At 61.7% G+C, this 22,133-nt stretch carries 25 protein-coding genes and 1 pseudogene; 17 read left to right on the top strand and 9 right to left on the bottom strand.

The window, feature by feature from the left end; translation table 11 throughout:
- The first annotated feature begins 6 nt into the window (after positions 1–6).
- The 3 genes and pseudogenes from AC3YMN_RS04720 (at position 7) to AC3YMN_RS04710 (ending at position 2,283) form a co-directional block, all read left to right on the top strand.
- Positions 7–395, top strand: a pseudogene (locus AC3YMN_RS04720) (VOC family protein).
- Positions 392–1,729 (top strand): adenylosuccinate lyase, encoded by a 1,338-nt coding sequence (purB, locus tag AC3YMN_RS04715; protein ID WP_489889099.1) that lies wholly within the window; start codon positions 392–394, stop codon positions 1,727–1,729. Before AC3YMN_RS04720 ends, purB begins: the two are co-directional and overlap by 4 nt.
- Positions 1,726–2,283, top strand: a complete 558-nt coding sequence (locus AC3YMN_RS04710) for an RBBP9/YdeN family alpha/beta hydrolase (protein WP_127753418.1) — start codon at positions 1,726–1,728, stop codon at positions 2,281–2,283. The genes purB and AC3YMN_RS04710 overlap by 4 nt, the downstream gene beginning before the upstream one ends.
- 50 nt (positions 2,284–2,333) lie before the next feature.
- Here AC3YMN_RS04710 and AC3YMN_RS04705 read toward each other — a convergent pair whose 3' ends face one another.
- Entirely contained in the window at positions 2,334–2,657 is a 324-nt protein-coding gene (locus AC3YMN_RS04705; protein ID WP_489889098.1) for a DUF1476 domain-containing protein, read from the bottom strand.
- 231 nt (positions 2,658–2,888) lie between these two features.
- Between AC3YMN_RS04705 and purC the strand changes: the two genes are divergently transcribed.
- The 9 genes from purC to grxD all read left to right on the top strand — a co-directional run bounded on the left by purC (position 2,889) and on the right by grxD (position 9,379).
- On the top strand, positions 2,889–3,653 hold the full coding sequence (gene purC, locus AC3YMN_RS04700; protein WP_489889097.1) for a phosphoribosylaminoimidazolesuccinocarboxamide synthase: 765 nt from the start codon (positions 2,889–2,891) through the stop codon (positions 3,651–3,653).
- 21 nt (positions 3,654–3,674) lie between these two features.
- Entirely contained in the window at positions 3,675–3,917 is a 243-nt protein-coding gene (gene purS, locus AC3YMN_RS04695) for a phosphoribosylformylglycinamidine synthase subunit PurS (RefSeq protein ID WP_489889096.1), read from the top strand.
- Between the two features lie 8 nt (positions 3,918–3,925).
- On the top strand, positions 3,926–4,057 hold the full coding sequence (locus AC3YMN_RS04690) for a hypothetical protein (RefSeq protein ID WP_489889095.1): 132 nt from the start codon (positions 3,926–3,928) through the stop codon (positions 4,055–4,057).
- Between the two features lie 135 nt (positions 4,058–4,192).
- Positions 4,193–5,272 carry an acyltransferase family protein gene (locus AC3YMN_RS04685; protein WP_489889094.1) on the top strand — a complete coding sequence of 360 codons (1,080 nt, stop codon included), beginning with the start codon at positions 4,193–4,195 and terminating at the stop codon, positions 5,270–5,272.
- Between the two features lie 87 nt (positions 5,273–5,359).
- Positions 5,360–6,028 carry a phosphoribosylformylglycinamidine synthase subunit PurQ gene (gene purQ / locus AC3YMN_RS04680; protein ID WP_172123558.1) on the top strand — a complete coding sequence of 223 codons (669 nt, stop codon included), beginning with the start codon at positions 5,360–5,362 and terminating at the stop codon, positions 6,026–6,028.
- A gap of 29 nt (positions 6,029–6,057) precedes the next feature.
- Complete coding sequence (gene purL / locus AC3YMN_RS04675) at positions 6,058–8,307, top strand: phosphoribosylformylglycinamidine synthase subunit PurL (RefSeq protein ID WP_489889093.1); 2,250 nt, start codon at positions 6,058–6,060, stop codon at positions 8,305–8,307.
- Between the two features lie 70 nt (positions 8,308–8,377).
- Positions 8,378–8,614, top strand: coding sequence for a BolA family protein (locus AC3YMN_RS04670; protein WP_127753425.1), 237 nt, complete (start codon positions 8,378–8,380; stop codon positions 8,612–8,614).
- A gap of 5 nt (positions 8,615–8,619) precedes the next feature.
- Positions 8,620–8,937, top strand: coding sequence for a DUF6665 family protein (locus tag AC3YMN_RS04665; protein WP_489889092.1), 318 nt, complete (start codon positions 8,620–8,622; stop codon positions 8,935–8,937).
- Between the two features lie 106 nt (positions 8,938–9,043).
- The gene (grxD, locus tag AC3YMN_RS04660) at positions 9,044–9,379 is read left to right on the top strand and encodes a Grx4 family monothiol glutaredoxin (RefSeq protein WP_127753427.1); all 336 of its coding nucleotides are present in this window, start codon (positions 9,044–9,046) and stop codon (positions 9,377–9,379) included.
- Positions 9,380–9,430: 51 nt separating this feature from the next.
- Here the strand turns inward: grxD and AC3YMN_RS04655 are convergent, their stop codons facing one another.
- On the bottom strand, positions 9,431–9,715 hold the full coding sequence (locus AC3YMN_RS04655) for a Dabb family protein (protein ID WP_489889201.1): 285 nt from the start codon (positions 9,713–9,715) through the stop codon (positions 9,431–9,433).
- 151 nt (positions 9,716–9,866) lie between these two features.
- Between AC3YMN_RS04655 and AC3YMN_RS04650 the strand changes: the two genes are divergently transcribed.
- Together AC3YMN_RS04650 and AC3YMN_RS04645 are read left to right on the top strand one after the other, a co-directional pair.
- On the top strand, positions 9,867–11,081 hold the full coding sequence (locus tag AC3YMN_RS04650; protein WP_489889091.1) for an MFS transporter: 1,215 nt from the start codon (positions 9,867–9,869) through the stop codon (positions 11,079–11,081).
- Positions 11,082–11,204: 123 nt separating this feature from the next.
- Positions 11,205–12,452 carry a multidrug effflux MFS transporter gene (locus tag AC3YMN_RS04645; RefSeq protein ID WP_489889090.1) on the top strand — a complete coding sequence of 416 codons (1,248 nt, stop codon included), beginning with the start codon at positions 11,205–11,207 and terminating at the stop codon, positions 12,450–12,452.
- Between the two features lie 17 nt (positions 12,453–12,469).
- Here the strand turns inward: AC3YMN_RS04645 and AC3YMN_RS04640 are convergent, their stop codons facing one another.
- Together AC3YMN_RS04640 and ttcA are read right to left on the bottom strand one after the other, a co-directional pair.
- Positions 12,470–13,288 (bottom strand): inositol monophosphatase family protein, encoded by an 819-nt coding sequence (locus AC3YMN_RS04640; protein ID WP_489889089.1) that lies wholly within the window; start codon positions 13,286–13,288, stop codon positions 12,470–12,472.
- 2 nt (positions 13,289–13,290) lie between these two features.
- The gene (ttcA, locus tag AC3YMN_RS04635; protein ID WP_489889200.1) at positions 13,291–14,145 is read right to left on the bottom strand and encodes a tRNA 2-thiocytidine(32) synthetase TtcA; all 855 of its coding nucleotides are present in this window, start codon (positions 14,143–14,145) and stop codon (positions 13,291–13,293) included.
- A 179-nt stretch (positions 14,146–14,324) separates the two neighbouring features.
- On the opposite strand from ttcA, the gene AC3YMN_RS04630 reads away from it, so the two are divergent.
- A complete protein-coding gene (locus tag AC3YMN_RS04630; RefSeq protein ID WP_489889088.1) occupies positions 14,325–15,707 on the top strand; it encodes an SbmA/BacA-like family transporter in 1,383 nt (460 codons plus the stop codon).
- 186 nt (positions 15,708–15,893) lie between these two features.
- Here AC3YMN_RS04630 and rpsD read toward each other — a convergent pair whose 3' ends face one another.
- The 5 genes from rpsD to AC3YMN_RS04605 all read right to left on the bottom strand — a co-directional run bounded on the left by rpsD (position 15,894) and on the right by AC3YMN_RS04605 (position 20,207).
- Positions 15,894–16,511 carry a 30S ribosomal protein S4 gene (rpsD, locus tag AC3YMN_RS04625; protein ID WP_127753433.1) on the bottom strand — a complete coding sequence of 206 codons (618 nt, stop codon included), beginning with the start codon at positions 16,509–16,511 and terminating at the stop codon, positions 15,894–15,896.
- Between the two features lie 175 nt (positions 16,512–16,686).
- Positions 16,687–17,958 carry an MFS transporter gene (locus AC3YMN_RS04620; RefSeq protein ID WP_489889087.1) on the bottom strand — a complete coding sequence of 424 codons (1,272 nt, stop codon included), beginning with the start codon at positions 17,956–17,958 and terminating at the stop codon, positions 16,687–16,689.
- Positions 17,959–18,033: 75 nt separating this feature from the next.
- On the bottom strand, positions 18,034–18,837 hold the full coding sequence (locus AC3YMN_RS04615; RefSeq protein ID WP_489889086.1) for an RNA methyltransferase: 804 nt from the start codon (positions 18,835–18,837) through the stop codon (positions 18,034–18,036).
- Between the two features lie 103 nt (positions 18,838–18,940).
- Complete coding sequence (locus AC3YMN_RS04610) at positions 18,941–19,498, bottom strand: GNAT family N-acetyltransferase (protein WP_489889085.1); 558 nt, start codon at positions 19,496–19,498, stop codon at positions 18,941–18,943.
- A gap of 115 nt (positions 19,499–19,613) precedes the next feature.
- Positions 19,614–20,207 carry a GNAT family N-acetyltransferase gene (locus tag AC3YMN_RS04605; RefSeq protein WP_489889084.1) on the bottom strand — a complete coding sequence of 198 codons (594 nt, stop codon included), beginning with the start codon at positions 20,205–20,207 and terminating at the stop codon, positions 19,614–19,616.
- A 99-nt stretch (positions 20,208–20,306) separates the two neighbouring features.
- On the opposite strand from AC3YMN_RS04605, the gene AC3YMN_RS04600 reads away from it, so the two are divergent.
- On the top strand, positions 20,307–20,747 hold the full coding sequence (locus AC3YMN_RS04600; protein ID WP_489889083.1) for a GFA family protein: 441 nt from the start codon (positions 20,307–20,309) through the stop codon (positions 20,745–20,747).
- Between the two features lie 120 nt (positions 20,748–20,867).
- A complete protein-coding gene (locus AC3YMN_RS04595) occupies positions 20,868–22,079 on the top strand; it encodes an NADP-dependent isocitrate dehydrogenase (protein WP_127753439.1) in 1,212 nt (403 codons plus the stop codon).
- The last annotated feature ends 54 nt before the right edge of the window (positions 22,080–22,133 follow it).

Below are 22,133 nucleotides of genomic sequence, written 5' to 3'. Positions count from 1 at the left end.
GACCGGATGGAAACCATCCTCACCCGGGTGCTTGGGGCGGAAAAGATCTACGACAGCGGCAGCACGACCTTTTCGCTCTCGCCCGAGCGCTTCTTCCTGCTGGGCGATGACGAACTCTGGATCGCCATCATGCAGGGCGACCCCCTACCCGCCCGCAGCTACAATCATGTCGCCTTCAAGATCGCCGAAGCCGACTTCGAGCTTTACCGCGAGCGCATCACAGCTTTAGGGCTCGACTTGCGCGAAGCCGCCCCCGCCTTGCTGAAGAAGGCCGATCGCTTTATTTCGAAGATCACGACAATCACCTGTTCGAACTTCATACCGGAACGCTGTCGGAACGCCTGACGCGCTACCGGGCCGCGCCGCCTGCTCAAACTCAAGGTCCAGATCAATGATCCCTCGCTATTCCCGTCCCGAAATGGTCGCCATCTGGTCCGCCGAAACGCGCTTTTCCATCTGGTTTGAGATCGAGGCGCACGCGACCACCAAGCTCGCTGAAATTGGCGTCGTGCCCAAGGAAGCCGCCCAACGCATCTGGGACGTGATGAATGCCCGCAAGGCCGAGCATGGCGACTACGCCTTCGACGTCGCCCGGATCGATGAAATCGAGCGCACCACCAAGCACGACGTCATCGCTTTCCTCACTCACCTCTCCGAAATTGTCGGCCCCGAAGCCCGCTTCGTGCATCAGGGTATGACCTCGTCCGATATCCTCGACACAACGCTCTCGGTCCAGCTTGCCCGCGCCGCCGACCTGCTGATCGCCGATGTCGACGCGCTTTTGGCCGCCCTCAAGCGCCGCGCCCTTGAGCACAAGCACACCATAACCATCGGCCGCTCGCACGGCATCCACGCCGAACCCACGACCTTCGGCGTCAAGCTGGCCGAAGCTTATGCCGAATTCACCCGTAACCGGCAGCGTCTCGTTCACGCCCGCGAGGAGATCGCCACGGCCGCCATTTCGGGCGCGATCGGCACCTTCGCCAATATCGATCCCTCGGTTGAGCAATATGTCGCCGACAAACTCGGCCTCGCCATCGAGCCGGTGTCCACCCAGGTGATTCCGCGTGACCGCCACGCCATGTTCTTCGCGACCCTGGGCGTCGTCGCCTCCTCGATCGAACGGGTCGCCGTCGAGATCCGGCATCTCCAGCGCACCGAAGTGCTCGAGGCTGAGGAATATTTCTCGCCGGGCCAGAAGGGCTCCTCGGCCATGCCGCACAAGCGCAATCCGGTGCTGACCGAGAACCTAACCGGTCTTGCCCGACTGGTGCGCGGCATGGTCACCCCCGCGCTCGAAAACGTCGCCCTCTGGCATGAGCGCGACATTTCGCACTCCTCGGTCGAGCGCATGATTGGCCCTGACGCTACCGTCACCCTCGATTTTGCCCTCGCACGCCTCACCGGCGTCATCGACAAGCTTGTGGTCTATCCCGAGAATATGCGCCGCAATCTCGACCTGCTCGGCGGCCTGCATAACTCCCAGCGCGTGCTGCTGGCCCTCACCCAGGCCGGCTACTCGCGCGAGGACAGCTATGCCGCCGTCCAGCGCAACGCCATGCAGGTCTGGGAAATGCGGGGCGACCGCACCGGGCAGTTTGCACGCAACCTAAAGGCCGATCCGGCCGTCTCCCTGTCTGACGAGCAGATCGACGCCATGTTTGACGATGCCTATCACCTCAAGCATGTCGACACGATCTTTGCCCGGGTATTTGGGGAAACGGCATGAAGCTGTCCGAAGCTGACATTCTGATCATTCCGGGCCTGGGCGGCTCCCCGTCTGGTCACTGGCAGCAACGCTGGGCCGAGCGCATGGCCAATGCCGCCATTGTCGAGCAAGCCGATTGGGACGAGCCTGACCCCGACGACTGGATTTCGACGATCGAGCAGGCCGTGTTGATGGCGACCCGGCCCGTCGTGCTGGTTGCCCATTCCCTGGGCGTGCTTGCCGCCGTGGGCGCTGCCGGCCGCTTGACCGACACCAAGGTGCGAGGCGCCTTCCTCGTAGCGCCGCCCGATGTCGAACTGCATCCCGATGCGCCCGAAGCGGCGATTGCCTTCCGCCCGATCCCGCGCGACCCGCTGCCCTTCCCCTCGCTGATGGTTGCGTCCACCAACGACCCCTATTGCACGGTCGAGCGCGCCGTGGAGTTCTCGACCTGCTGGGGCTCGGAATTTCACGAAGCAGGCGAAGCGGGTCACATCAACCTCGACTCGGGGCATGGCCCCTGGCCTGAGGGGCTCTTGATGTTCACCCGCTTGATGCAGCGCATCCGCCAATAAAAAACCCGCGGACATGATCCGCGGGTTCTCCGTTCAACAGCCAAGCCAACTCAGCCCTCGGCTGCAATCTGCTCGCTGGCCGTCTGCTTGAGCTGGGCCATCTTCTGGCGAATCACGTCCTCGCCGATGTTCAGCCCCTTGGCCTTGAGGTCGCCCGACACCTTGCGGAACACGTCCTCGTCGCCCGCTTCGGCGAAATCGGCCGCGACCACTTCCGCCGCATAGCTCTTGGCTTCATCCGCAGGCAGACTCATCAGTTCCGCCGCCCAGATCCCCAGCAACTTGTTGCGGCGCGCTTCTGCCTTGAACTGCTTTTCAGCGTCAAAGGCGAATTTGGTTTCTTCGCCCCGCCGACGATCTTCGAATCCGCTCATGCAACACTCCGATTGCTTCGCCGCCCTCCCTTTGGGGCCGCCTTCAGTCTCGACATAGGCGGTCGGCGCGGCCAAATCAACGCTTCGGCGGTAGGCGCAACACTTCAGCTGCGGCACTCTGCACACCGCAAGGCTTTGGAAGCTGACTCGAAATAGCTTGCATTTTTGCGCCGTTCTGGCGCATGAAGCGGCCCATTCCTCCCCTTCCCCTTCATCGCTATTGGACCCCTCATGACCCGTCGGCGCAGAATCTATGAAGGCAAGGCCAAGATTCTTTTCGAAGGCCCCGAGCCCGGGACCCTGGTTCAGTATTTCAAGGACGATGCCACCGCTGGCAACGGCGCCAAGCACGACGTCATTGACGGCAAAGGCGTGCTGAACAACCGCATCAGCGAGTTCATCTTCACCAAGCTCAATGGCCTTGGCATTCCCACGCACTTCCTCAAGCGCATCAACATGCGCGAGCAGTTGATCAAGGAAGTCGAGATCATCCCGCTCGAGATCATCGTGCGCAACTACGCCGCTGGCTCGCTGGTCAAGCGTCTCGGCCTTGAGCCCGGCACGCAGCTGCCGCGCTCCATCATCGAGTTCTGCTACAAGGACGACGCCCTGGGCGACCCCATGGTCTCCGAAGAGCACATCACCGCCTTTGGCTGGGCCACCCCCGCCGAGCTCGACGACATCATGTCGCTCGCCATCCGCGTCAACGACTTCCTGACCGGCCTCTTCATGGGCGTCGGCATCCAGCTGGTCGATTTCAAGATCGAGTGCGGTCGTCTCTATGAAGGCGACATGATGCGCATCGTTCTGGCCGACGAGATTTCGCCCGACAGCTGCCGCCTCTGGGACATCAAGACCCGCAACAAGCTCGATAAGGATCGCTTCCGCGAGGACCTCGGCGGTTTGGTCGAGTCGTACCGCGAAGTGGCCCAGCGCCTCGGCATCCTGGTGGAAACCGAGAATGCCCTGACCACCGGCCCGCGTCTGGTCCAGTAACCGCTCGTTTAGGACAACACCATGAAAGCCCGCGTCACCGTAACGCTCAAGCCCGGCGTACTCGACCCGCAAGGTCAGGCAATTGAAGGATCTTTGGCGAGCCTGGGCTTTGCCGGTGTTGCATCCGTGCGACAGGGCAAGGTGTTCGACATCGAGTTGCACGGAACCGAGGAGTCGGACGCGCGTTCTCAGATCAACAGCATGTGTGAACGCCTGCTGGCGAACACCGTGATCGAAAACTACGCCGTCGAAATTCTCGATTAACGCCTTTGTTGTATTTTTATATTCGCGCCGTTCTTGGGGCGCAGGACCATATTGCCATGCTTAAAACCGTTTCCCTCTCGGTCATGTTCTTCGCCACTCTCGGCCTGATGTTTGCGGCCTACGCTTCGGTTCCGGTCTGAAGCTCCCAAGCGTCCCGGCCCGTTCACCTGCCCTTCACCGGAGCAGCTGACAGCGCGTTAATCTTGTTCCAAGCTCAAGCGTCACTTCACCTCCGTTCAACCCTATAAGGGGCTCGAACTGGCGCGGAGTGAACCATGAGCGAGAGCAAGCAACGCCTGGATTGGGTCGATACTGCCAAAGGCATTTCGATCCTTTTGGTGGTGATGATGCACTCGGCGATCGGGGTCGGTGAAGTCACCAACCAGGTCAGCTATCTGCATTGGATCATTGCTTGGGCCTCGCCATTCCGTATGCCCGAGTTCTTCTTGATCTCCGGCCTATTCCTTTCTCAGGTCATTGATCGCGACTGGCGGCGCTATGCCGACCGGCGTGTGGTCCATTATCTTTACTTTTACGCGCTCTGGGCCGTGATCCACCTCCTGTTCAAGGAAGCGGCTGGCGCCGGCCATCCGGTTACGGCCATGACCCATATGCTCTGGGCCATTGTCGAGCCCTATGGCGTGCTGTGGTTCATTTACATGCTCGCCGCCTTCAGCGCCGTGGCCAAGCTACTCCACAACGCCAGGGCGCCCCATTGGCTTGTGCTCATCGGCGCCGCTCTGCTCCAACTCGTCCATGTTCAGACCGGCTGGTATCTGCTCGACCAGTTCGCTGAGCACTTCATCTATTTCTATTCCGGCTACGTCTTCGCACCGGTCGTGTTCCGGCTGGTTGCCTGGGCGCAGGACCATGTCGTCCAGACCTTGGCTGGCCTCTCGCTTTGGGCACTGCTCGAAACACTGCTCGTGTTCTCGCCAGGTTATCGGGTTCTGCCCATGACCATCCATATGGGCCTGTCGACCGCCCCGGGCATTCACCTGGCGCTGGCGCTTGCCGGCTCTGTCGCCCTTTGCGTTGTTGCGGGCCTAGTGTCCAAGCTTGCGTTCATGGATTGGCTGCGCTGGCTCGGAGCTCAGTCCATAGTGGTCTACCTGGCCTTCGCCCTGCCCATGGCCGCGACCCGCATCCTGCTTGTCAGAGTCGGATTCACCAATGCTGATCTGATCAGCACCCTGGTGATGTCCAGCGCCGTCCTTACGCCCTTGGTTCTGTTCTGGCTGATCCAGCGGACCGGACGCGGCCGCTGGCTATTCGAACGCCCGGCTTGGGCGCGTCTGCCCGGCACACCGGGTGCGCGACTCGGCACAACGGCCGTGCGGACGCCAGCGGAATAGGCGCTCTTCGGCTCTTGCCCCTTGCCTTTTGCTGCAAGAGCCACGACAAGGTCCCCCCATAATCCCTAGCTCGCGAGGACCCCGCCGATGAAGGCCGCTGTCATCATCTTTCCAGGGCTTAACCGCGACCGAGATATGGTTGCTGCGCTCACCAAGATTTCCGGCCGCGCGCCAACGACGGTCTGGCACGGAGAACGTGACCTTCCCGAAGCCGACCTGATCGTCATTCCCGGCGGTTTCTCCTACGGCGACTATTTGCGTTGCGGCGCTATTGCTGCCCGCTCCCCCATCATGGACGCAGTGCGCGAACGCGCCGCCGATGGCGTTCGCATCCTGGGCGTCTGCAACGGCTTTCAGATCCTGACCGAAGCCGGTCTCCTGCCCGGCGCCCTCATGCGGAACACCTCACTCAAATTTGTCTGCCGTGAGGTGAAGCTGCAGGTGGCTAACGCGGACACGCCCTTTACCCGGCTTTACCAGCAAGGTCAGGTCGTCCGTTGCCCCGTGGCGCATCACGATGGCAACTACTTCGCCGATGCCGAGACGATCGAGCGGCTCGAGGGCGAAGGCCGGGTGGCCTTCCGCTATGCCGACGGCACCAATCCCAATGGTTCGATCAACGACATCGCCGGCATTCTCAACGAGAACAAGAATGTCCTGGGGATCATGCCGCACCCGGAAAATTTAATCGAGCTCGCCCATGGCGGCGATGATGGCCGCGCGCTCTTTGCCAGCGCCCTTGATCTCGTCGCTTGACCCAGCCGCTCCAGCCGGACAGTTCAACCATGCCCTACGACAATCACATCGCCATCACGCCTGAACTCGTCGCCGATCATGGCATCAAGCCCGACGAGTTCGACAAGATTGTTGCCCTGATTGGCCGGCAGCCGACCTATACCGAGCTGGGCATCTTTTCCGCGATGTGGAACGAGCACTGCTCCTACAAATCCTCCAAGAAGTGGCTCAAGACTCTTCCAACCACCGGCGCTCGCGTCATCCAGGGTCCGGGCGAGAACGCTGGCGTGGTTGATATCGGCGACGGCCAGGCGGTCGTCTTCAAAATGGAGTCGCACAACCATCCGAGCTTCATCGAGCCCTATCAGGGCGCCGGCACCGGCATGGGCGGCATCTTGCGTGACGTCTTCACCATGGGTGCCCGTCCTGTTGCCGCCATGAACGCGCTGCGCTTCGGCGCGCCCGACCATGAAAAAACCCGCCATTTGGTGTCCGGCGTCGTCGCCGGCATCGGCGGCTACGGCAATGCCTTTGGCGTGCCCACCGTGGGGGGCGAGGTCGAGTTCGACCAGCGCTACAACGGCAATATCCTAGTCAATGCCTTTGCCGCCGGCCTAGCCGATACCGACAAGATCTTCTACTCCAAGGCGGAAGGTGTCGGCCTTCCCGTGGTTTATCTCGGCGCCAAGACGGGCCGCGATGGCGTCGGCGGCGCCACCATGGCCTCGGCCGAATTCGGCGACGATATTGAGCAGAAGCGCCCCACCGTCCAGGTCGGCGACCCTTTCACCGAAAAGCGCCTCCTGGAAGCCTGCCTCGAACTCATGGCCACCGGCGCCGTCATCGCCATCCAGGACATGGGCGCGGCCGGGCTGACCTGCTCGGCCGTGGAAATGGGCGCCAAAGGCGACCTCGGCATCGAGCTGAACCTCGATATGGTGCCGGTCCGCGAAACCGAGATGACGCCCTACGAGATGATGCTCTCCGAGTCCCAGGAGCGCATGCTGATGGTGCTGCACCCGGCCAAGGAAGCCGAAGCGCGCGCCGTGTTCCAGAAATGGGAACTCGATTTCGCTACCGTCGGCAAGACCACCGACGATCTGCGCTTCCGCGTCATGTGGCGCGGCGAAGAAGTCGCCAACCTCCCCATTAAGGATCTCGGCGACGAAGCACCGGAATATGATCGCCCCTGGACCGAGCCGGCTCGCCCGGCGTCACTTGCCGCAAGCGACGTCCCGCAGATGGATGTTGCGGACGCTCTCCTCAAGCTCATGGGCGGCCACCAGATCGCCTCGCGCCGCTGGGTCTATGAGCAATATGACACCCTGATTGGCGGCAACTCGCTCCAGCGTCCCGGCGGCGATGCCGGTGTCATCCGCGTCGATGGCCATCCCGCCAAGGCGCTAGCCTTCTCGTCCGACGTTACCCCCCGCTACTGCGAGGCCGATCCCTTCGAAGGCGGCAAGCAGGCCGTGGCCGAGTGCTGGCGCAACCTGACCGCTACCGGCGCAGAGCCCCTGGCCGCCACCGACAACCTCAACTTCGGTAATCCCGAACGTCCCGAAATCATGGGCCAGCTGGTCGGCGCCATCAAGGGCATCGGTGAGGCCTGCCACGTGCTTGAGTTCCCGATCGTCTCCGGCAATGTCTCGCTCTACAACGAAACCAATGGTCAGGGCATCCTTCCCACCCCCACCATTGGCGGCGTCGGCCTGATCGATGATTGGTCCAAGATGGCCCGTACCGGCTTTGCGGCAGTCGGCGAAGTCATCCTCCTCGTGGGCGCCCCACCCCAGCGTGGCACCCATCTTGGCCAAACCATCTATCTGCGCGATCTGTTCGGACGTGCCGTTGGCGCCCCGCCGCCGGTTGACCTCGCCCACGAAAAGCGCACCGGCGACTTCGTACGCAAGCTGATCCGCTCGGGCATCGCCACTGCCGTGCATGACCTCTCCGACGGCGGCCTTGCGGTCGGGCTGGCGGAAATGGCCGTGGCCTCCGGCATTGGCGCCACGGTCGTCGACCTCGAGGACCAGGACCCCATTCTGCAATACTTTGCCGAAGATCAGGGCCGCTACCTTGTCACCGTCAACCTCGACCCGCAGGGCGAGGAACTGGCCGATCTCTGGGCCGAGGCTCAGGCGCTCGGCATCTTTGCGCCCTGGATCGGCTCCACCGTCGGCACGGAGCTCGTCCTGGGCGCCGCCCGCCCCCTCCCCGTGTCGCAGCTGAAGTCGGCCCATGAAGGCTGGTTCCCCAGCTTCATGTCCGGCATGGCGGCCGACAATGCCGGCCATTGAAGCGCCTCGGCGACCATGCAATATCAAAGTGACCGGCCACGCCGCCGGCGACCTATGACGGAGTAGCGCTATGCCAATGGACGCAATCGAGATCGAGCGCCGCATCAAGGCCGCGCTGCCGGATGCCGAAATCGACATTCGCGATCTGGCCGGCGATGGCGATCACTACGCCGCCACTGTCGTGTCCACCGCCTTCAAGGGCAAATCGCGCGTGCAGCAGCACCAGATCGTTTATCAGGCGATTGGCGGCGACATGGGCGGCGCCCTCCATGCCTTGGCGCTGCAAACCAGCGCCCCGCCCGAGTAAGTACCATGTCGCTGCGCGACTCGCTCGATCTCATCCGCATGGTCCGCCCGGAGGCGGGCACATCGGCGATCGAGCACGAGATTGTCGCCGAGCGCGCGTCATCGCTCGGCAGCGCCGAAGCCCGGGTGATCGCCGCAATGGCAGCCCTCGCCGAAGCCGACTCGGATCGCGGGCAATGTCTCGAAACTGCCCGCCAGGCGGTCTGGGCCTATTTCGTTCAGCGTGAACTCATCGGCTTTCGCAGTCACAATGACGTCATCCGAGAACTCAAGATCACGCCCGAAGTGCTCGTCGGACTGGGCGCAGCGCCCTCTCGCCGCTAGGGCCCCGCGTGATTTCGCTGCCGCTGTTCTCGACAGCGTCGGGTCGATGACCTATTTATCCACCAACAATGTCCGCTTTTCGGAGCGTGCAAGCGAGAGAGCAGCCATGACCGACATCAACGCCTTCATCACCGACAAGGTAACCAACAACGACGTGTTCCTCTTCATGAAGGGGTCGCCTGATTTCCCGCAATGCGGTTTTTCCGGCCAAGTCGTCCAGATTCTCAACTATCTCGGGGTCGAATATGGCAGCGCCAATGTGCTGGAAAGCGCCGAACTGCGCGACGGCATCAAGGCCTTCACCAATTGGCCAACCATTCCCCAGCTCTATGTAAAGGGCGAGTTTGTCGGCGGCGCCGACATCGTGCGCGAGATGTTCCAGGCTGGTGAACTGCAGTCCCATTTTGAACAGGCTGGCATCCCCGTCAAGCAAACCGCCTGATCGCGACCATTCCAGACAACGACGCCGGCCCTTGCGGCCGGCGTTTTTATTTCAAACCTCGATATCGGCCGAAAAGCGCAACTCGCGCATGGGCTGCACCTTACGGGTCGTTTCCGCATAGGTCGGATGCGCCTTGTAGGCTGCCAGTGCAGCGGCATCGGCGAACTCGGCATAAACCACCACGTCGATCTCATTGGAGATCTGGTCGACCTTGCTGTTGCGCCGCACCTCGAAATGGGACGAGTGCGGGATAGTGCCCAGCGGCTCAAGGCCCTGGCAGATCGCCTCGATCTTGTCGGGTGATGGGGCGGTGAAGAATATGATGTGGCGGATCAAGGCAAACGGCTCCTGCGCGAAGCGCGTGTTGTTCCCGCCAGCGCGGCAGCGGTCAACCCCATCACCCAAATTCATCGAAGTCATTCCGCATTATCGCTTTGCGACATAGGACCGCCGGCGTAGACAGGATTGTCTTTCTTGGATTCCTGCCATGCCCAGCAGCCTTCGCCCCGCCGTACCTCTGCTTGCGCTGATCATCTGCGGCTGCCTCATCGCCGCGATCGGCAACGGAGTTCGCACCAGCTTTGGGCTTTTTACGCTGCCCATCTCCACCGATCTGGGCCTCACCCGCGAAGGCTATGGCATGGCCATGGCGATCCAGAACCTGGCCTGGGGCATAGCCCAACCCTTTGCGGGCGCTTGGGCCGATCGCTACGGCACCGGCCGCACACTCGCCGGCGGCGCCGCCATCTACGCCTTGGGCGTAATTCTCATGGCCTTCTCCCCCACGGCCAGTCTGCTCACCATCACCGGCGGCGTCATCACCGGCGTCGGCATTGCCGTATCGTCCTTCAGCGTCGTCATGGTCGCCTTCGGCCGTTCCGTCCCGCAGGAAAAGCGCACCCTGATCTTCGGCGTCGCCACTGCCGCCTCGTCCTTCGGCCAGTTCATCTTTGCCCCAATCAGCCAGGGCTTCATCAACAGCTTCGGCTGGCAGACCGCCCTTATCTATCTCGGCATGATGCTCGTGCTCATCATCCCCTTGAGCTACGCCCTGCGCGGTCGCACCGAGAACCCGGTCGGCCATGCCGACCTGCGCTTCATGCAGGCGCTGGCGCGCGCCTGGGGACATGGCTCATACCGCCTTCTCGTCATCGGCTTCTTTGTCTGCGGCTTTCATCTGGCGTTCATCAACGTTCATATGCCCGCCTATTTGGTGCAATGCGGCCTCTCTCCCGAGGTCGGCAGCTGGACCATTGCCGTTATTGGGCTCTTCAACATCGTCGGCTCGCTGCTGTCCGGTTATCTCGGTAGCCGCCTGCCCAAACAGATGCTGCTCGCCAGCATCTACTTCCTGCGCGCAGTGGCTATCGCCGTGTTCCTGCTAGTCCCCGTCTCGGAATGGACCGCCTATGCCTTTGCCGCGACCATGGGCGTGCTCTGGCTCTCCACCGTTCCACTCACGGCTGGCCTCGTGACCCTGTTCTTTGGTGCCCGCTACATGGGCATGCTCTACGGCGTCGCCTTTTTCAGCCACCAGGTCGGCTCTTTCGTGGGCGTCTGGTTGGGCGGCTATGTCTATGACGTGACCGGCTCCTATAGTCTGGTCTGGTATCTGGGCATAGTTCTCGGCCTGGCCTCGGCCGCCATCCACCTTCCCATCAACGAAAAAGTCGACGTAAAATTCGCCCCGCAACCCGCCTGACCTTGACCTAAAAGGCGCTTCCACCATCGCCTTTTAACGATATAGCCGGTTGCCAAATTAGGCTTCCGGGTTCATGGTCCGGCACATCGTGTCGCGTCCGGCGGCAGCCTCGAGATCCAGAACATGTCCAAACATTTGACCCGGGTGCTTTCCCGTCCGGAATTTATTGCCCTGATGGCAGCGATGATGTCGCTGAACGCCCTCGCCATCGACGTCATGCTCCCCGCCCTGCCCTATATGGGCGAAGCCCTTGGCATCAGCAGCGAAAACGAGCGTCAGTTCGTCGTCTCGGTTTACATGTTCGGCTTCGGTGCCGCGCAGCTGGCTTTCGGCCCGCTGTCCGATCGATTCGGCCGTCGCGCGCCGCTCCTGCTCGGCATCATCCTCTATATCGTCGCGGTGGTCGCCGCAGCCTTCTCGCCCAATTTCGCCACCCTGCTGATTCTGCGCTTCGTGCAGGGCATTGGCGCTGCCGGCACTCGCGTCATCACCACGTCCCTGGTGCGCGACCTTTATTCCGGCCGCGCCATGGCCGAGGTCATGTCGCTGACTTTCATGGTCTTTATGGCCATCCCGGTGATTGCGCCCGGCATCGGGCAGATCCTGCTCCTGACCGGCCCCTGGCAGACCATCTTCATCTTCATGGGCGTACTGGCCACGATCTTCGGCATCTGGGGCTATTTCCGCCTGCCCGAAACCCTGCCTCTCGACAAGCGCCGCCCGCTGACCTTCGGCTCGGTCGTGGATGGCTTCCGCATCGTGTTCACCAACCGCGTGGCCTTCTCCTATGGCCTTGCCGGCATGTTCCTCTTTGCGGCGCTGTTCGGCTTCATCAGCTCTTCCCAGCAGATCTATGTCGACATCTATGGCCTGGGCGTCTACTTCCCCGTCGCCTTTGCCGCCATTGCCGGCCTCATGGCCGTGTCATCCTTCACCAATTCCAAGATCGTGCGCCGCTTCGGCATGCGCCGGCTCTCTCACGGCGCGGTGCTGGTCTACACCCTGGTGAGCGGCGTCTGGGTTGTCCTCGCGGTCACCGGCAACCTGCCGCTCTGGCTGTTCCTCACCTGCCTCGCCATCATCATGTTCTGCTTTGGCTGGGCCGCCTCCAACATGAACTCGCTGTCCATGGAGCCACTCGGCGCTGTCGCCGGTACCGCTTCCTCAGTCTTTGGCTTCATCCAAACCGTGGGCGGCGTGATCATCGGCGGCTATATCGGCCAGCACTTTGACGGCACGGTCGTGCCAGTCGCCGCGGGCTACTTCATCATGGGGTGCCTGGCTATCGCCTGCATTCTGGTTGCCGAGCGCGGCCGGCTCTTCCGAACGGAGAACGGCCCGATCGCGGCGGACTTGTCCGCCGCCCATTGAGCCCTAGCTGCTGCGGCTCAGAACGTGAAAACGTTGCGCCGCAGCTGCTCCCAGCTTTCCTTGTCGATGGCGGCCAAGAGCCCGCCCTCGATATGGTGCGGACGGTAGGCCGAGCCATCCATCCGCGCCACATAGCCGCCGGCCTCCTGCGCCATCAGCGCGCCCCCTAGGTGGTCCCAGGGCATCAGCTTGTTGTAGCTCACGAACTGCGAATGCCCCGACACAAAGGTGCGGTATTCGTGCCCCGCCACGCGGTAATGCGAGACGAGCCGCACCTTGGCGAAGTTCTGCAAGATCTCGACCTTCTTGCCCGGCGGCACAAAGGCAATGGAAGCGGTGCCCACCATCTCGGGCAACGGCAAAGGTGGGGCAACACGCAGGCGCCTGCCGCTCCCATCGGGCCGGCGCAGCCAGGTGCCGCCGCCCTGTTCCGCAAGCATCCAGTCATCCCCCATCGGGTCGTAGATGATCCCGGCAACCGTTTCGCCGCCCACGACCACCGCCGCCATCACGGCAAACAGCGGCAAGCCAGCTGCGTAGTTGGCGGTCCCATCAATCGGGTCAACAACCACAGCCAGCTCCGCATCGGCGAGCGCCCTGAGCAGTTGCGGGTCGGCGGCCACCGATTCTTCGCCGACAAACAGCGCCGATGGCATTTTCCGGCTGATCTCGGCCTTGATGAACTGCTCGGCAGCCAGATCGGCCGCGGTCACCAGGTCGATGGCCTCGGTCTTGACCTGAATGTCGATATCCTCAAGCCGCCGGAACCGGGGGAGGATCTCAGCCTTGGCCGCTGCGCGCAGCACGCCGGCAAGCCACTCGATATCGATGTTCACGATTAGCTTCTCCGTTCGGCCAGACCGGCAAAGTCGAACAAACGCGGATCGAGCATATGACTAGGATTGATGTTGCCTAGCGCACGGATCATCACGTCCTTGCGCCCCGGCATGCGTTTTTCGATATCGGCAAGCATTGCCTTCATCGCGTTGCGCTCCAGGCCATCCTGCGAACCACACAGATCACACGGGATGATGGGGAACTGCATCTGTTCGGCAAACCGCGCCAGATCATCCTCGGCGCAATAGATCAGCGGCCGCAGCACTTCCACATTGCCGTCATCGTTCAACAGGCGCGGCGGCATGGCGGCGAGCTTGCCACCATGGAACAGGTTCATGAAAAACGTTTCGAGGCTGTCGTCGCGATGATGCCCCAGCACCAGCGCCGAACAGCCTTCCTCGCGGGCGATGCGATAAAGATTGCCGCGTCGCAGCCGCGAGCAAAGCGAACAATAGGTGGCACCGGCCGGCAGCTTGTCGGTGACGATCGAATAGGTGTCCTTGTATTCGATCCGGTGCTCGATCCCGAGCCCACTGAGAAACTCAGGCAGGATGTGCTTGGGAAAATTGGGCTGTCCCTGGTCGAGATTGCACGCCAGCAACTCCACGGGCAGCAGCCCGCGCCATTTCAGATCCAGCAGCAATGCCAGCAAGCCATAGCTGTCCTTGCCCCCTGACAGCGCCACCAACCACCGCTCGCCCGGCCGCACCATCGCAAACTTCTCGAGCGCCTCGCGCGTATTGCGGATCAGCCGCTTGCGCAGCTTGTTGAATTCCACGCTGCGCGGGGCATCGGCATAGATGGGATGCGCGCCGCTTTCCGCCGCATCTGTCTCGGGCTTGGCAAGATCGTCCATCACCGCACTCATGGCGTAACTCTCGTTGAACAACGTGTCCTGCTGATAGCCCTATGGGACGCGGAGGGGAAGGAAAACCGGACTTCGCTATCCTTACCAAAGCTTAATTTCGCTTTCTTGCATTCGCTCAAACTCGGCGGCTAGATGCGGCGATATTCTCGGCACCAAGGAGTCGCGCGGTGTTTCGGTCCTTTTTCCCCGTTCCAAAAATCTTCTTCAGTTCAGCGGCCTTATGGCTGCTGGCATCAGTGCTGTTGTGGTTCTCCATCGGGGAACCATTGCGCGCCGTGATCAGCATTGACCGGTTCACCCATCCAGTGGTGGCGGCCACCGTCTCCGATCAGCCCACCACCGCCGACCAGCCGGTGCCTGATCCTGCCGCGGGAGCCGAGCAAACCAATCCTAATGCTCCCGCTTCCACCGAGAGCGAAGCTCCGGTCACTCCCAATCCAGCGGCAGCTGCCGCCGAAGGTGCCAGCCTCAATTTCCTGACGGCCGAGCGGGTATGGCTCTACCAATACGTTGTTATGGTGGCGCTGGTTTTCTGCGTCTTCTGGTACTTCTACAAGCGCAATGAGTGGTACTGGTGGTCGGTGGTTTCTTCCGCTGTCATCCTGCTGGTCATCTACTTCCAGGTGCAGGTGCAGGCCTTCGTCAATGAATGGTCGGGCTCGTTCTTCAACACCATCCAGCTGGCATTGACGCAGCCGGGGTCAGTAACACCCGACCAGCTTTATGGGCTAACCTGGACCATCATCCTCGTCACCATCCCCAATGTGCTCGTCGCTGTCGCGCTGGCCTTCTACACGTCCCACTACGTGTTCCGCTGGCGCAAGGCCATGAACTTCTACTACATGACCTATTGGCCCGAGATCCGGCACACCGAAGGGGCGGCACAGCGCGTTCAGGAAGATACAATGCGCTTCGCCTCGATCATGGAGGATCTGGGCACCGCGTTCTTCGACTCACTGATTACGCTGGTCGTCTTTCTGCCCCTGCTCTGGAGCCTTTCTGCCAATATCAGCGAGCTGCCGATCTTTGGCGCCGCGCCAGGTGGCCTAGTCTGGGTGGCTCTGCTGGGTGCTGCAGCGGGCACGGCCCTGCTGGCGCTCGTCGGAATAAAGTTGCCGGGCCTCAACTTCGCCAACCAGCGTGTCGAAGCGGCCTACCGCAAAGAGCTGGTCTTCGGCGAAGACCATGCTGATCGTGCCCAACCCCCGACGATCCGTCACCTCTTCGCCGATGTGCAGAGGAACTACTTCCGCCTGTATTTTCACTACACCTACTTCAACCTTGCCAGGTACGGGTACACCAACATGGTCGGCTATGTGCCGCTCCTCGTCATGGCGCCCTCCATCCTTGCCGGCACACTCACCATGGGCCTCTACCAGCAGATCCAGATCGCCTTCGGACAGGTTTTCAGCTCCTTCCAGTTCTTCGCGCGCGCCTGGACGGTAATTGTGGAGCTACAATCGGTCGTCATGCGCCTGCGCAAGTTCGAAAGCTACATCCCCCAGGATCAGGAACCGATAAAGGTCAGCCTCAGCGGCGCCTCCGCCTAGCAACCGCCTCGCCAGACGCCATGAAGGGCCGCTCATGGAGCGGCCCTTCTTCTTTGGTATGAGTTCCGACCACCACATCAGGACGCGCCGCTCTGCCCGGTGACCATCCCCCACGCCCCCGCAGCCCACAAACAAAAAAGGGCCGCTCCGAAGAGCAGCCCTTTCACATTCAAAACTCTGGTTCGCTTAGCGCGAGTAGAATTCCACCACCAGATTTGGCTCCATCTGCACCGGATAGGGCACATCCGACAGGGCCGGCACGCGAACATAGGTCGCGGTCATCTTGTTGTGGTCGACTTCCACATAGTCGGGCACATCACGCTCAGCCAGCTGGATGGCTTCGAGCAGAACGGTGAGCTGCTTGGAGCGCTCGCGCACTTCGATCTTGTCGCCAACCTTGACCTGGTAGGATGGAATGTTGACGCGCTTGCCATTGACCATCACATGGCCATGGTTGACGAACTGGCGGGCAGCAAACGGGGTTGCCACGAACTTGGCACGATAGACGATCGCGTCCAGGCGCGACTCAAGCAGGCCAATAAGGTTCTCGCCGGTGTCGCCCTTGACGCGGGCAGCTTCGTTGTAGAGCTTCTTGAACGACTTCTCGGTGATCGAGGCATAGTAGCCCTTCAGCTTCTGCTTGGCGCGCAGCTGCAGACCATAATCGCTCAGCTTGCCCTTGCGGCGCTGGCCGTGCTGGCCGGGGCCATAGGCACGAGCATTAAGCGGGCTCGACGGACGACCCCAGATATTTTCGCCAAGACGGCGGTCAATCTTGTGCTTGGCAGAAATGCGCTTCGACATCGCGTATCCTTTCATGAAACGTCGAAATGGATCGCGCCCTCCTCTGCCTGCCGGTGAACCGACAGGCTGACAGACCTCTGATGAAAGAAGATCCCGGGTGCGCCTAGGGCCCGAAGGCCGCAATAGGTGGCCGGTTGATAAAAGGGGCCAGCGGCAAAGTCAAGCCGGCCGGACTCTAAGGGGTAGACAGCGGCTCGGCCACGCCATCCCTGACCATCTTGCGGTCAAGCGTATCCTGCTCGCGCAGCCCGGGAAACACCCGGCTCCAGATCGCCGCGACCGCCATGGCCCCCACGCCACCAACCACCACCGCGCCAACCGGCCCAATGAAATGGGCCACCGTTCCGGCTCGAAATTCGCCCAGCTCGTTGGACGCGCCGATAAACACGGAATTAACCGCATTGACGCGCCCGCGCACCTCTTCGGGCGTCCAGAGCTGCATGATGGTCTCGCGGATGGTCACGCTCACCATATCCGAGGCGCCCACCAGCATCAGTGCTCCAATCGACAGCCACACATTGCTCGACAGCCCGAACACCGTCGTGAACAAACCAAACAGCGCCACGAACACGAACAGCATCTTGCCGGCATGATGCCGGATGGGGAAGCGCGTCAGCGTCAACGCCATCAACAGCGCGCCAACGCCGGGCGACGCCCGCAAAATGCCGAACTCCACTGGCCCACCATGCAGTATCTCTTCAGTGAAGGCCGGCAGCAAGGCCACTGCCCCGCCCATCAGCACGGCGAACATGTCGAGCGAAATGGCGCCCAGTACCACCTTGTTGCTCAGGATATAACGGAACCCGCCAAAGATCGTCTCAAGGCTGGTCGCCTGCTGCGATTGGCGCTGCTGCGGCTTGGGGATCAGCAGCACACAACCGCTGGCTACCAGCAACAGCACGCCCGCGGTGCCAAACGCAACCACCGGGCTGAGGGCATACAGCACACCACCAATCGAGGGTCCCATGATCGCCGCAAACTGCCAGGCCGAAGCATTGACCGTAATCGCATTGCTCAGGGCTTCAGGGGGCACCAGATTTGGGGCCAGCGACTGAGCTGCGGGGCTCCAAAAGGCGCGGGCGGTGCCCAGTACCACTAGGATGGCAAAGATCGGCCAAACCTCATGCTCCTGCGCATTCACCAGCATGAGAAAACCGAGCGCGCAACCCAGCTCCACTGCCAGGCACACTGCCATGATCATCCGGCGGTTGAACCGGTCCGCCGCTAGGCCCGTCACCAGCATCAACACCAGAGCCGGCATAAACAAGCAAAGGCCCACCAGCCCGAGCAGGAAATAATCGCCGGTGATCGCAAAGATCTGCCAGGCGATGGATACAGACATGATCTGGACAGCAAAGCTGACGAGCAGCGTGGTCAGCCAAAAGAAGCGGAAGCCGGTGTAACTGAAAGCTAGGCGGGATTTATCATGCGGTGCGGGCGTGCTCATCATTTGCCCATGGCATGCCGGTAAACGCTCGTCAAAGCCTCAAACACACCCGAACTCAGACCGACCGCCGATTTTCTAGCCTTTGTCACTTTCGCGCGGCTGTCGGTTTGGATTGGGGCGCTGATGGCGCCGGTCAATCGAAGAAATTACGCCGCGCAAAGTGCGGATCTCCTGGCTGGTGAACTTGCCGCGCTCGAGCATTGTGCGCAAATTGTTGACCACTGTGGGCCGCTTGTCCGGTGCGGTAAAGAATCCCGATTGGTCGAGCGTCGCTTCCAAATGCCCGAACAAGCCAACCAGTTCTTCGCGCGGCGCAACCTGCGCCAGATTATCCTCGAATGGCAGCGTGGTTCCGGCGGCGCTGTGGCGGCGCCATTCATAGGCCAGCAGCAACACGGCCTGTGCGATGTTGAGCGAAGCAAAGGCAGGCTCCACCGGCAAGGTCACGATGGCATCGGCCAAGGCCACCTCGTCATTGAGCAACCCCCAGCGCTCACGCCCGAACAGAAGGCCGGCACCACGACCACCACCGATATGGCTGGCCATCCGTTGCGCTGCCTCGTCGGGGCCGATCACCGCCTTCTGCAAGTCGCGCGAGCGGGCCGTCGTGGCATAAACCAGGGTAAGGTCGCTGATCGCCGCTTCAAGCGTATCGAACACCCGCACCCGTTCGAGCACATGATCGGCACGGGAAGCGGCGTTCACCGCCTTCTCATTAGGCCAGCCGTCGCGCGGCCGCACCAGCCGCAAGTCCCACAGCCCGAAATTAGCCATGGCCCGAGCGGCCGTGCCAATGTTCTCGCCCAGCTGCGGCTCGCAGAGGATAATCGCCGGTGACGGCGCCAGGGTGATGGGAATGGATGAATCGGTGCCGGCCATGATGCCCCTTCTCGCTATCAGCCGCACTTAGCGGAGCGCCGCGGCAAACGCAAACGGCGCCCCGCTGGAGCGCCGTTCTGAATTCGAGATATCCAAGCGCGGTTCAGGCCACGCGATGGCGGATCGGCAGTTCCTTGACCTTGCTGGAGCGGTTCCATTCCCGGTCGAGAATGGCGAAATGCAGCTCTTCGTCCCACTCGCCCTGGAATAGCGCATGCTCGCGATAATGCGCTTCGAGGCGCAGGCCGAGCTTTTGCATCAGCTTGATGGAATTGTGGTTGCGCCCGTCACACCGGACAAATACCCGGTGGATATGGAACCGCTCGAAAGCCAGATCGAACATGGCGCCCAGCGCTTCGGCGGCATAGCCCTGTCCCGAATAGCTGGGATTGATGCAGAAGCGAACTTCGCCCTGCCCCGAGGTTGCGTCCTGCCAGTTCAGCGACACATGGCCGATGACCTTCTTATCGCCCTTGCGCACCATGGCCATGGTCAGCGTGTCGCCAGGCCGCTGCAGGCTCACATGTCCCCGAAGGACGTTGAGCGCATCGGCAACATCGACCTCGTCACGCGTTCGGCTGAACACATAGCGCTGCATGGATGGAAGGGTGTGATAGGCCGCGAGATCCGCAAGATCGGCGCGCTCGAAGGTCCGCAGCATCAACCGATCTGTTTGCAAGGGCAAAGATGGTGACGACATAGTAGCGAACCTCCCGAATAGATACTGATGCCCAAGAACGGATCACGTCAGCGGGAAGTTCCAGCACTAGCGCAAGTTAGTTGAAGATGCTGGGACTAGGTCGGGGCGGGTTCCGGCTCAGCCACTCGCCCTGCAAAATAGCGTAAATGAACTCTTCATCCCACACACCTTTGGTGACGGCGTGCTCGCGGAAATGCGCTTCCCGCCGCATGCCCAGGCGCTCCATGAGATGGAACGATGGCGCATTCTCGGCTGCGCAGCGGGCAATCACCCGATGCAGATTTGCCTGCCTGAACGCCAGGTCCAGCATCGCGCCCGCCGCTTCCGTGCCATAGCCCTGCCCGTGATAGTCCGGGTGCAGGATCCAGCCCACTTCCCCTTGTTGGCTGTCGACGCTCCGCCAGATCAGCGAAACTTCGCCGATCAGTTCGCCGGTGCCGGGCAGTTCCACCCCGAGAACGATTTTGTCGCCCTCGTCGATCAGCGTGGTTTGCGCGATCCGCTGCTGCACCGCCAGTGCGCATTCCTCCCGGCTGAGTGCCGAGTCGAACAGAAACCGCGCCACGTCATCGCGCTGCCGATAGGCAAACACGGCATCAACATCGCCGCGTGTAAACGGGCGCAAACGCAGCCGCTTGGTTTCCATCGGATAGGTCGGATAAAGCGCCATGCGTCCTCCTGGCGGAAGCCACTCATTGTTGCGGTTCGGGAGAATCAAGGCAAGGCCATTGCTCTTGTTCCTCGCCAACCCGCATGGCAGCCTGCCTCCATGAGCAAACAAGACCGAGCGTCGGTGAACGTGAAAGCCAGTTGCGCCTGCGGGGCGCTGACCATGGCCATCACCGGTCCGGTCGGCTCCATGTTCATGTGCGCTTGCCTACATTGCCAGCAGGCGAGCGGCACGGGTCATTCCACCGTGGCCCTCGTGTCTGAGCAACACCTGATCGTCTCCGGGCAAGCCGGCAGTTTCTCGCGGCCAAGTGCGTCGGGCGCAACCTTCACCCGTCACTTCTGTCCCCATTGCGGCACGCCGCTTTATGGCCAGTCCTCCCGCGCTCCATCTGTGCGCCTGGTCGCGGCAGGCTTTTTCGCCGGCGACAACGCTTGGTTTGTGCCCAATCAACTGATCTTCGCCCGCACCCACCAGGGCTGGGACGCGATGGCCGATCACCTTCCACAGCACGAGACCTACCGCCCTTCGCCCGCCTGAACCTGCCCGCCTTGGGCAAGAGGCCTTGCCGAGCCAGTCTTTGCGCTTTTCCCCTGCAATGCTATAGGGGCGCCAACACGGCTGTGGGCCGACAGGCAGGACACCAAGGGAGAACTCTTCATGAGCAAGATCAAAGTCGCCAATCCGGTCGTCGATCTCGACGGCGATGAGATGACGCGCATCATCTGGCAGGCGATCAAGGACAAGCTCATCCACCCCTATCTCGATCTGCCGATCGAATATTACGATCTCAGCGTCGAAAGCCGCGACGCCACCAACGACCAGATCACGATCGATGCCGCCAAGGCGATCCAGAAGTACGGCGTCGGCATCAAATGCGCCACCATCACCCCCGATGAGCAGCGCGTCGAGGAATTCAAGCTCAAGAAGATGTGGAAGTCGCCCAACGGCACCATCCGCAATATCCTGGGCGGCGTGATCTTCCGCGAGCCGATCATCTGCCAGAACGTGCCGCGCCTCGTCCCCGGCTGGACCCAGCCGATCATCGTCGGCCGCCACGCCTTTGGCGATCAGTACCGCGCCACCGACTTCACCTTCCCGGGCAAGGGCACGCTGACCATCAAGTTCACCGGCGAAGACGGCCAGGTGATCGAGCACGAAGTGTTCCAGTCGCCCGGCGCTGGCGTTGCCATGGCCATGTACAACCTGGACGATTCCATCCGCGACTTCGCTTATTCCAGCTTCAACTACGCGCTTGCCCGCGGTGTGCCGTGCTATCTCTCGACCAAGAACACCATCCTCAAGGCCTATGACGGTCGCTTCAAGGACATCTTCCAGGAAATCTACGAAGCCGAGTTCAAGGAAAAGTTCGAAGCCGCCAAGATCTGGTACGAGCACCGCCTGATCGACGACATGGTCGCCTCGGCACTCAAGTGGTCCGGCGGCTATGTCTGGGCGTGCAAGAACTATGACGGCGATGTGCAGTCCGACATCGTGGCCCAGGGCTTTGGCTCGCTCGGTCTGATGACCTCGGTTCTGGCCACCCCCGATGGCAAGATCGTCGAAGCCGAAGCTGCCCACGGGACGGTGACGCGTCACTACCGCCAGCACCAGCAGGGCAAGGAAACCTCAACCAACTCCACCGCCTCCATCTTTGCCTGGACGCGTGGCCTGGCTCATCGCGCCAAGCTCGATGACAACGAAGCCCTCGCCAAGTTCGCCGCAACCCTCGAAAAGGTCACCGTCGACACCATCGAAGAAGGCAAGATGACCAAGGACCTTTCCCTGCTCGTCGGCCCGGATCAGCCATGGCTGTCGACCATCGGCTTCCTCGATGCCATCGATCAGAACCTGCAGAAGGCCATGGCCTGAGCGACCTCGAGAGAGTAATGCGAGCGGCGCCCCTGGGCGCCGTTTTGCTTTTGC

It is taken from the genome of Devosia sp. Z11_6 (assembly GCF_058133665.1).
Note: the sequence above shows the minus strand (reverse complement) of the source record. Positions and strands in the feature narration are given on the sequence as shown.

Bases quoted from the DNA above. Each gene is read 5' to 3' on its own strand.
- purB (WP_489889099.1), top strand. From the start codon at position 392: ATGATCCCTCGCTATTCCCGTCCCGAAATGGTCGCCATCTGGTCCGCC.
- AC3YMN_RS04710 (WP_127753418.1), top strand. From the start codon at position 1,726: ATGAAGCTGTCCGAAGCTGACATTCTGATCATTCCGGGCCTGGGCGGC.
- AC3YMN_RS04705 (WP_489889098.1), bottom strand. From the start codon at position 2,657: ATGAGCGGATTCGAAGATCGTCGGCGGGGCGAAGAAACCAAATTCGCC.
- purC (WP_489889097.1), top strand. From the start codon at position 2,889: ATGACCCGTCGGCGCAGAATCTATGAAGGCAAGGCCAAGATTCTTTTC.
- purS (WP_489889096.1), top strand. From the start codon at position 3,675: ATGAAAGCCCGCGTCACCGTAACGCTCAAGCCCGGCGTACTCGACCCG.
- AC3YMN_RS04685 (WP_489889094.1), top strand. From the start codon at position 4,193: ATGAGCGAGAGCAAGCAACGCCTGGATTGGGTCGATACTGCCAAAGGC.
- purQ (WP_172123558.1), top strand. From the start codon at position 5,360: ATGAAGGCCGCTGTCATCATCTTTCCAGGGCTTAACCGCGACCGAGAT.
- purL (WP_489889093.1), top strand. From the start codon at position 6,058: ATGCCCTACGACAATCACATCGCCATCACGCCTGAACTCGTCGCCGAT.
- AC3YMN_RS04670 (WP_127753425.1), top strand. From the start codon at position 8,378: ATGCCAATGGACGCAATCGAGATCGAGCGCCGCATCAAGGCCGCGCTG.
- AC3YMN_RS04665 (WP_489889092.1), top strand. From the start codon at position 8,620: ATGTCGCTGCGCGACTCGCTCGATCTCATCCGCATGGTCCGCCCGGAG.
- grxD (WP_127753427.1), top strand. From the start codon at position 9,044: ATGACCGACATCAACGCCTTCATCACCGACAAGGTAACCAACAACGAC.
- AC3YMN_RS04650 (WP_489889091.1), top strand. From the start codon at position 9,867: ATGCCCAGCAGCCTTCGCCCCGCCGTACCTCTGCTTGCGCTGATCATC.
- AC3YMN_RS04645 (WP_489889090.1), top strand. From the start codon at position 11,205: ATGTCCAAACATTTGACCCGGGTGCTTTCCCGTCCGGAATTTATTGCC.
- ttcA (WP_489889200.1), bottom strand. From the start codon at position 14,145: ATGGACGATCTTGCCAAGCCCGAGACAGATGCGGCGGAAAGCGGCGCG.
- rpsD (WP_127753433.1), bottom strand. From the start codon at position 16,511: ATGTCGAAGCGCATTTCTGCCAAGCACAAGATTGACCGCCGTCTTGGC.
- AC3YMN_RS04620 (WP_489889087.1), bottom strand. From the start codon at position 17,958: ATGAGCACGCCCGCACCGCATGATAAATCCCGCCTAGCTTTCAGTTAC.
- AC3YMN_RS04615 (WP_489889086.1), bottom strand. From the start codon at position 18,837: ATGGCCGGCACCGATTCATCCATTCCCATCACCCTGGCGCCGTCACCG.
- AC3YMN_RS04610 (WP_489889085.1), bottom strand. From the start codon at position 19,498: ATGCTGCGGACCTTCGAGCGCGCCGATCTTGCGGATCTCGCGGCCTAT.
- AC3YMN_RS04605 (WP_489889084.1), bottom strand. From the start codon at position 20,207: ATGGCGCTTTATCCGACCTATCCGATGGAAACCAAGCGGCTGCGTTTG.
- AC3YMN_RS04600 (WP_489889083.1), top strand. From the start codon at position 20,307: ATGAGCAAACAAGACCGAGCGTCGGTGAACGTGAAAGCCAGTTGCGCC.
- AC3YMN_RS04595 (WP_127753439.1), top strand. From the start codon at position 20,868: ATGAGCAAGATCAAAGTCGCCAATCCGGTCGTCGATCTCGACGGCGAT.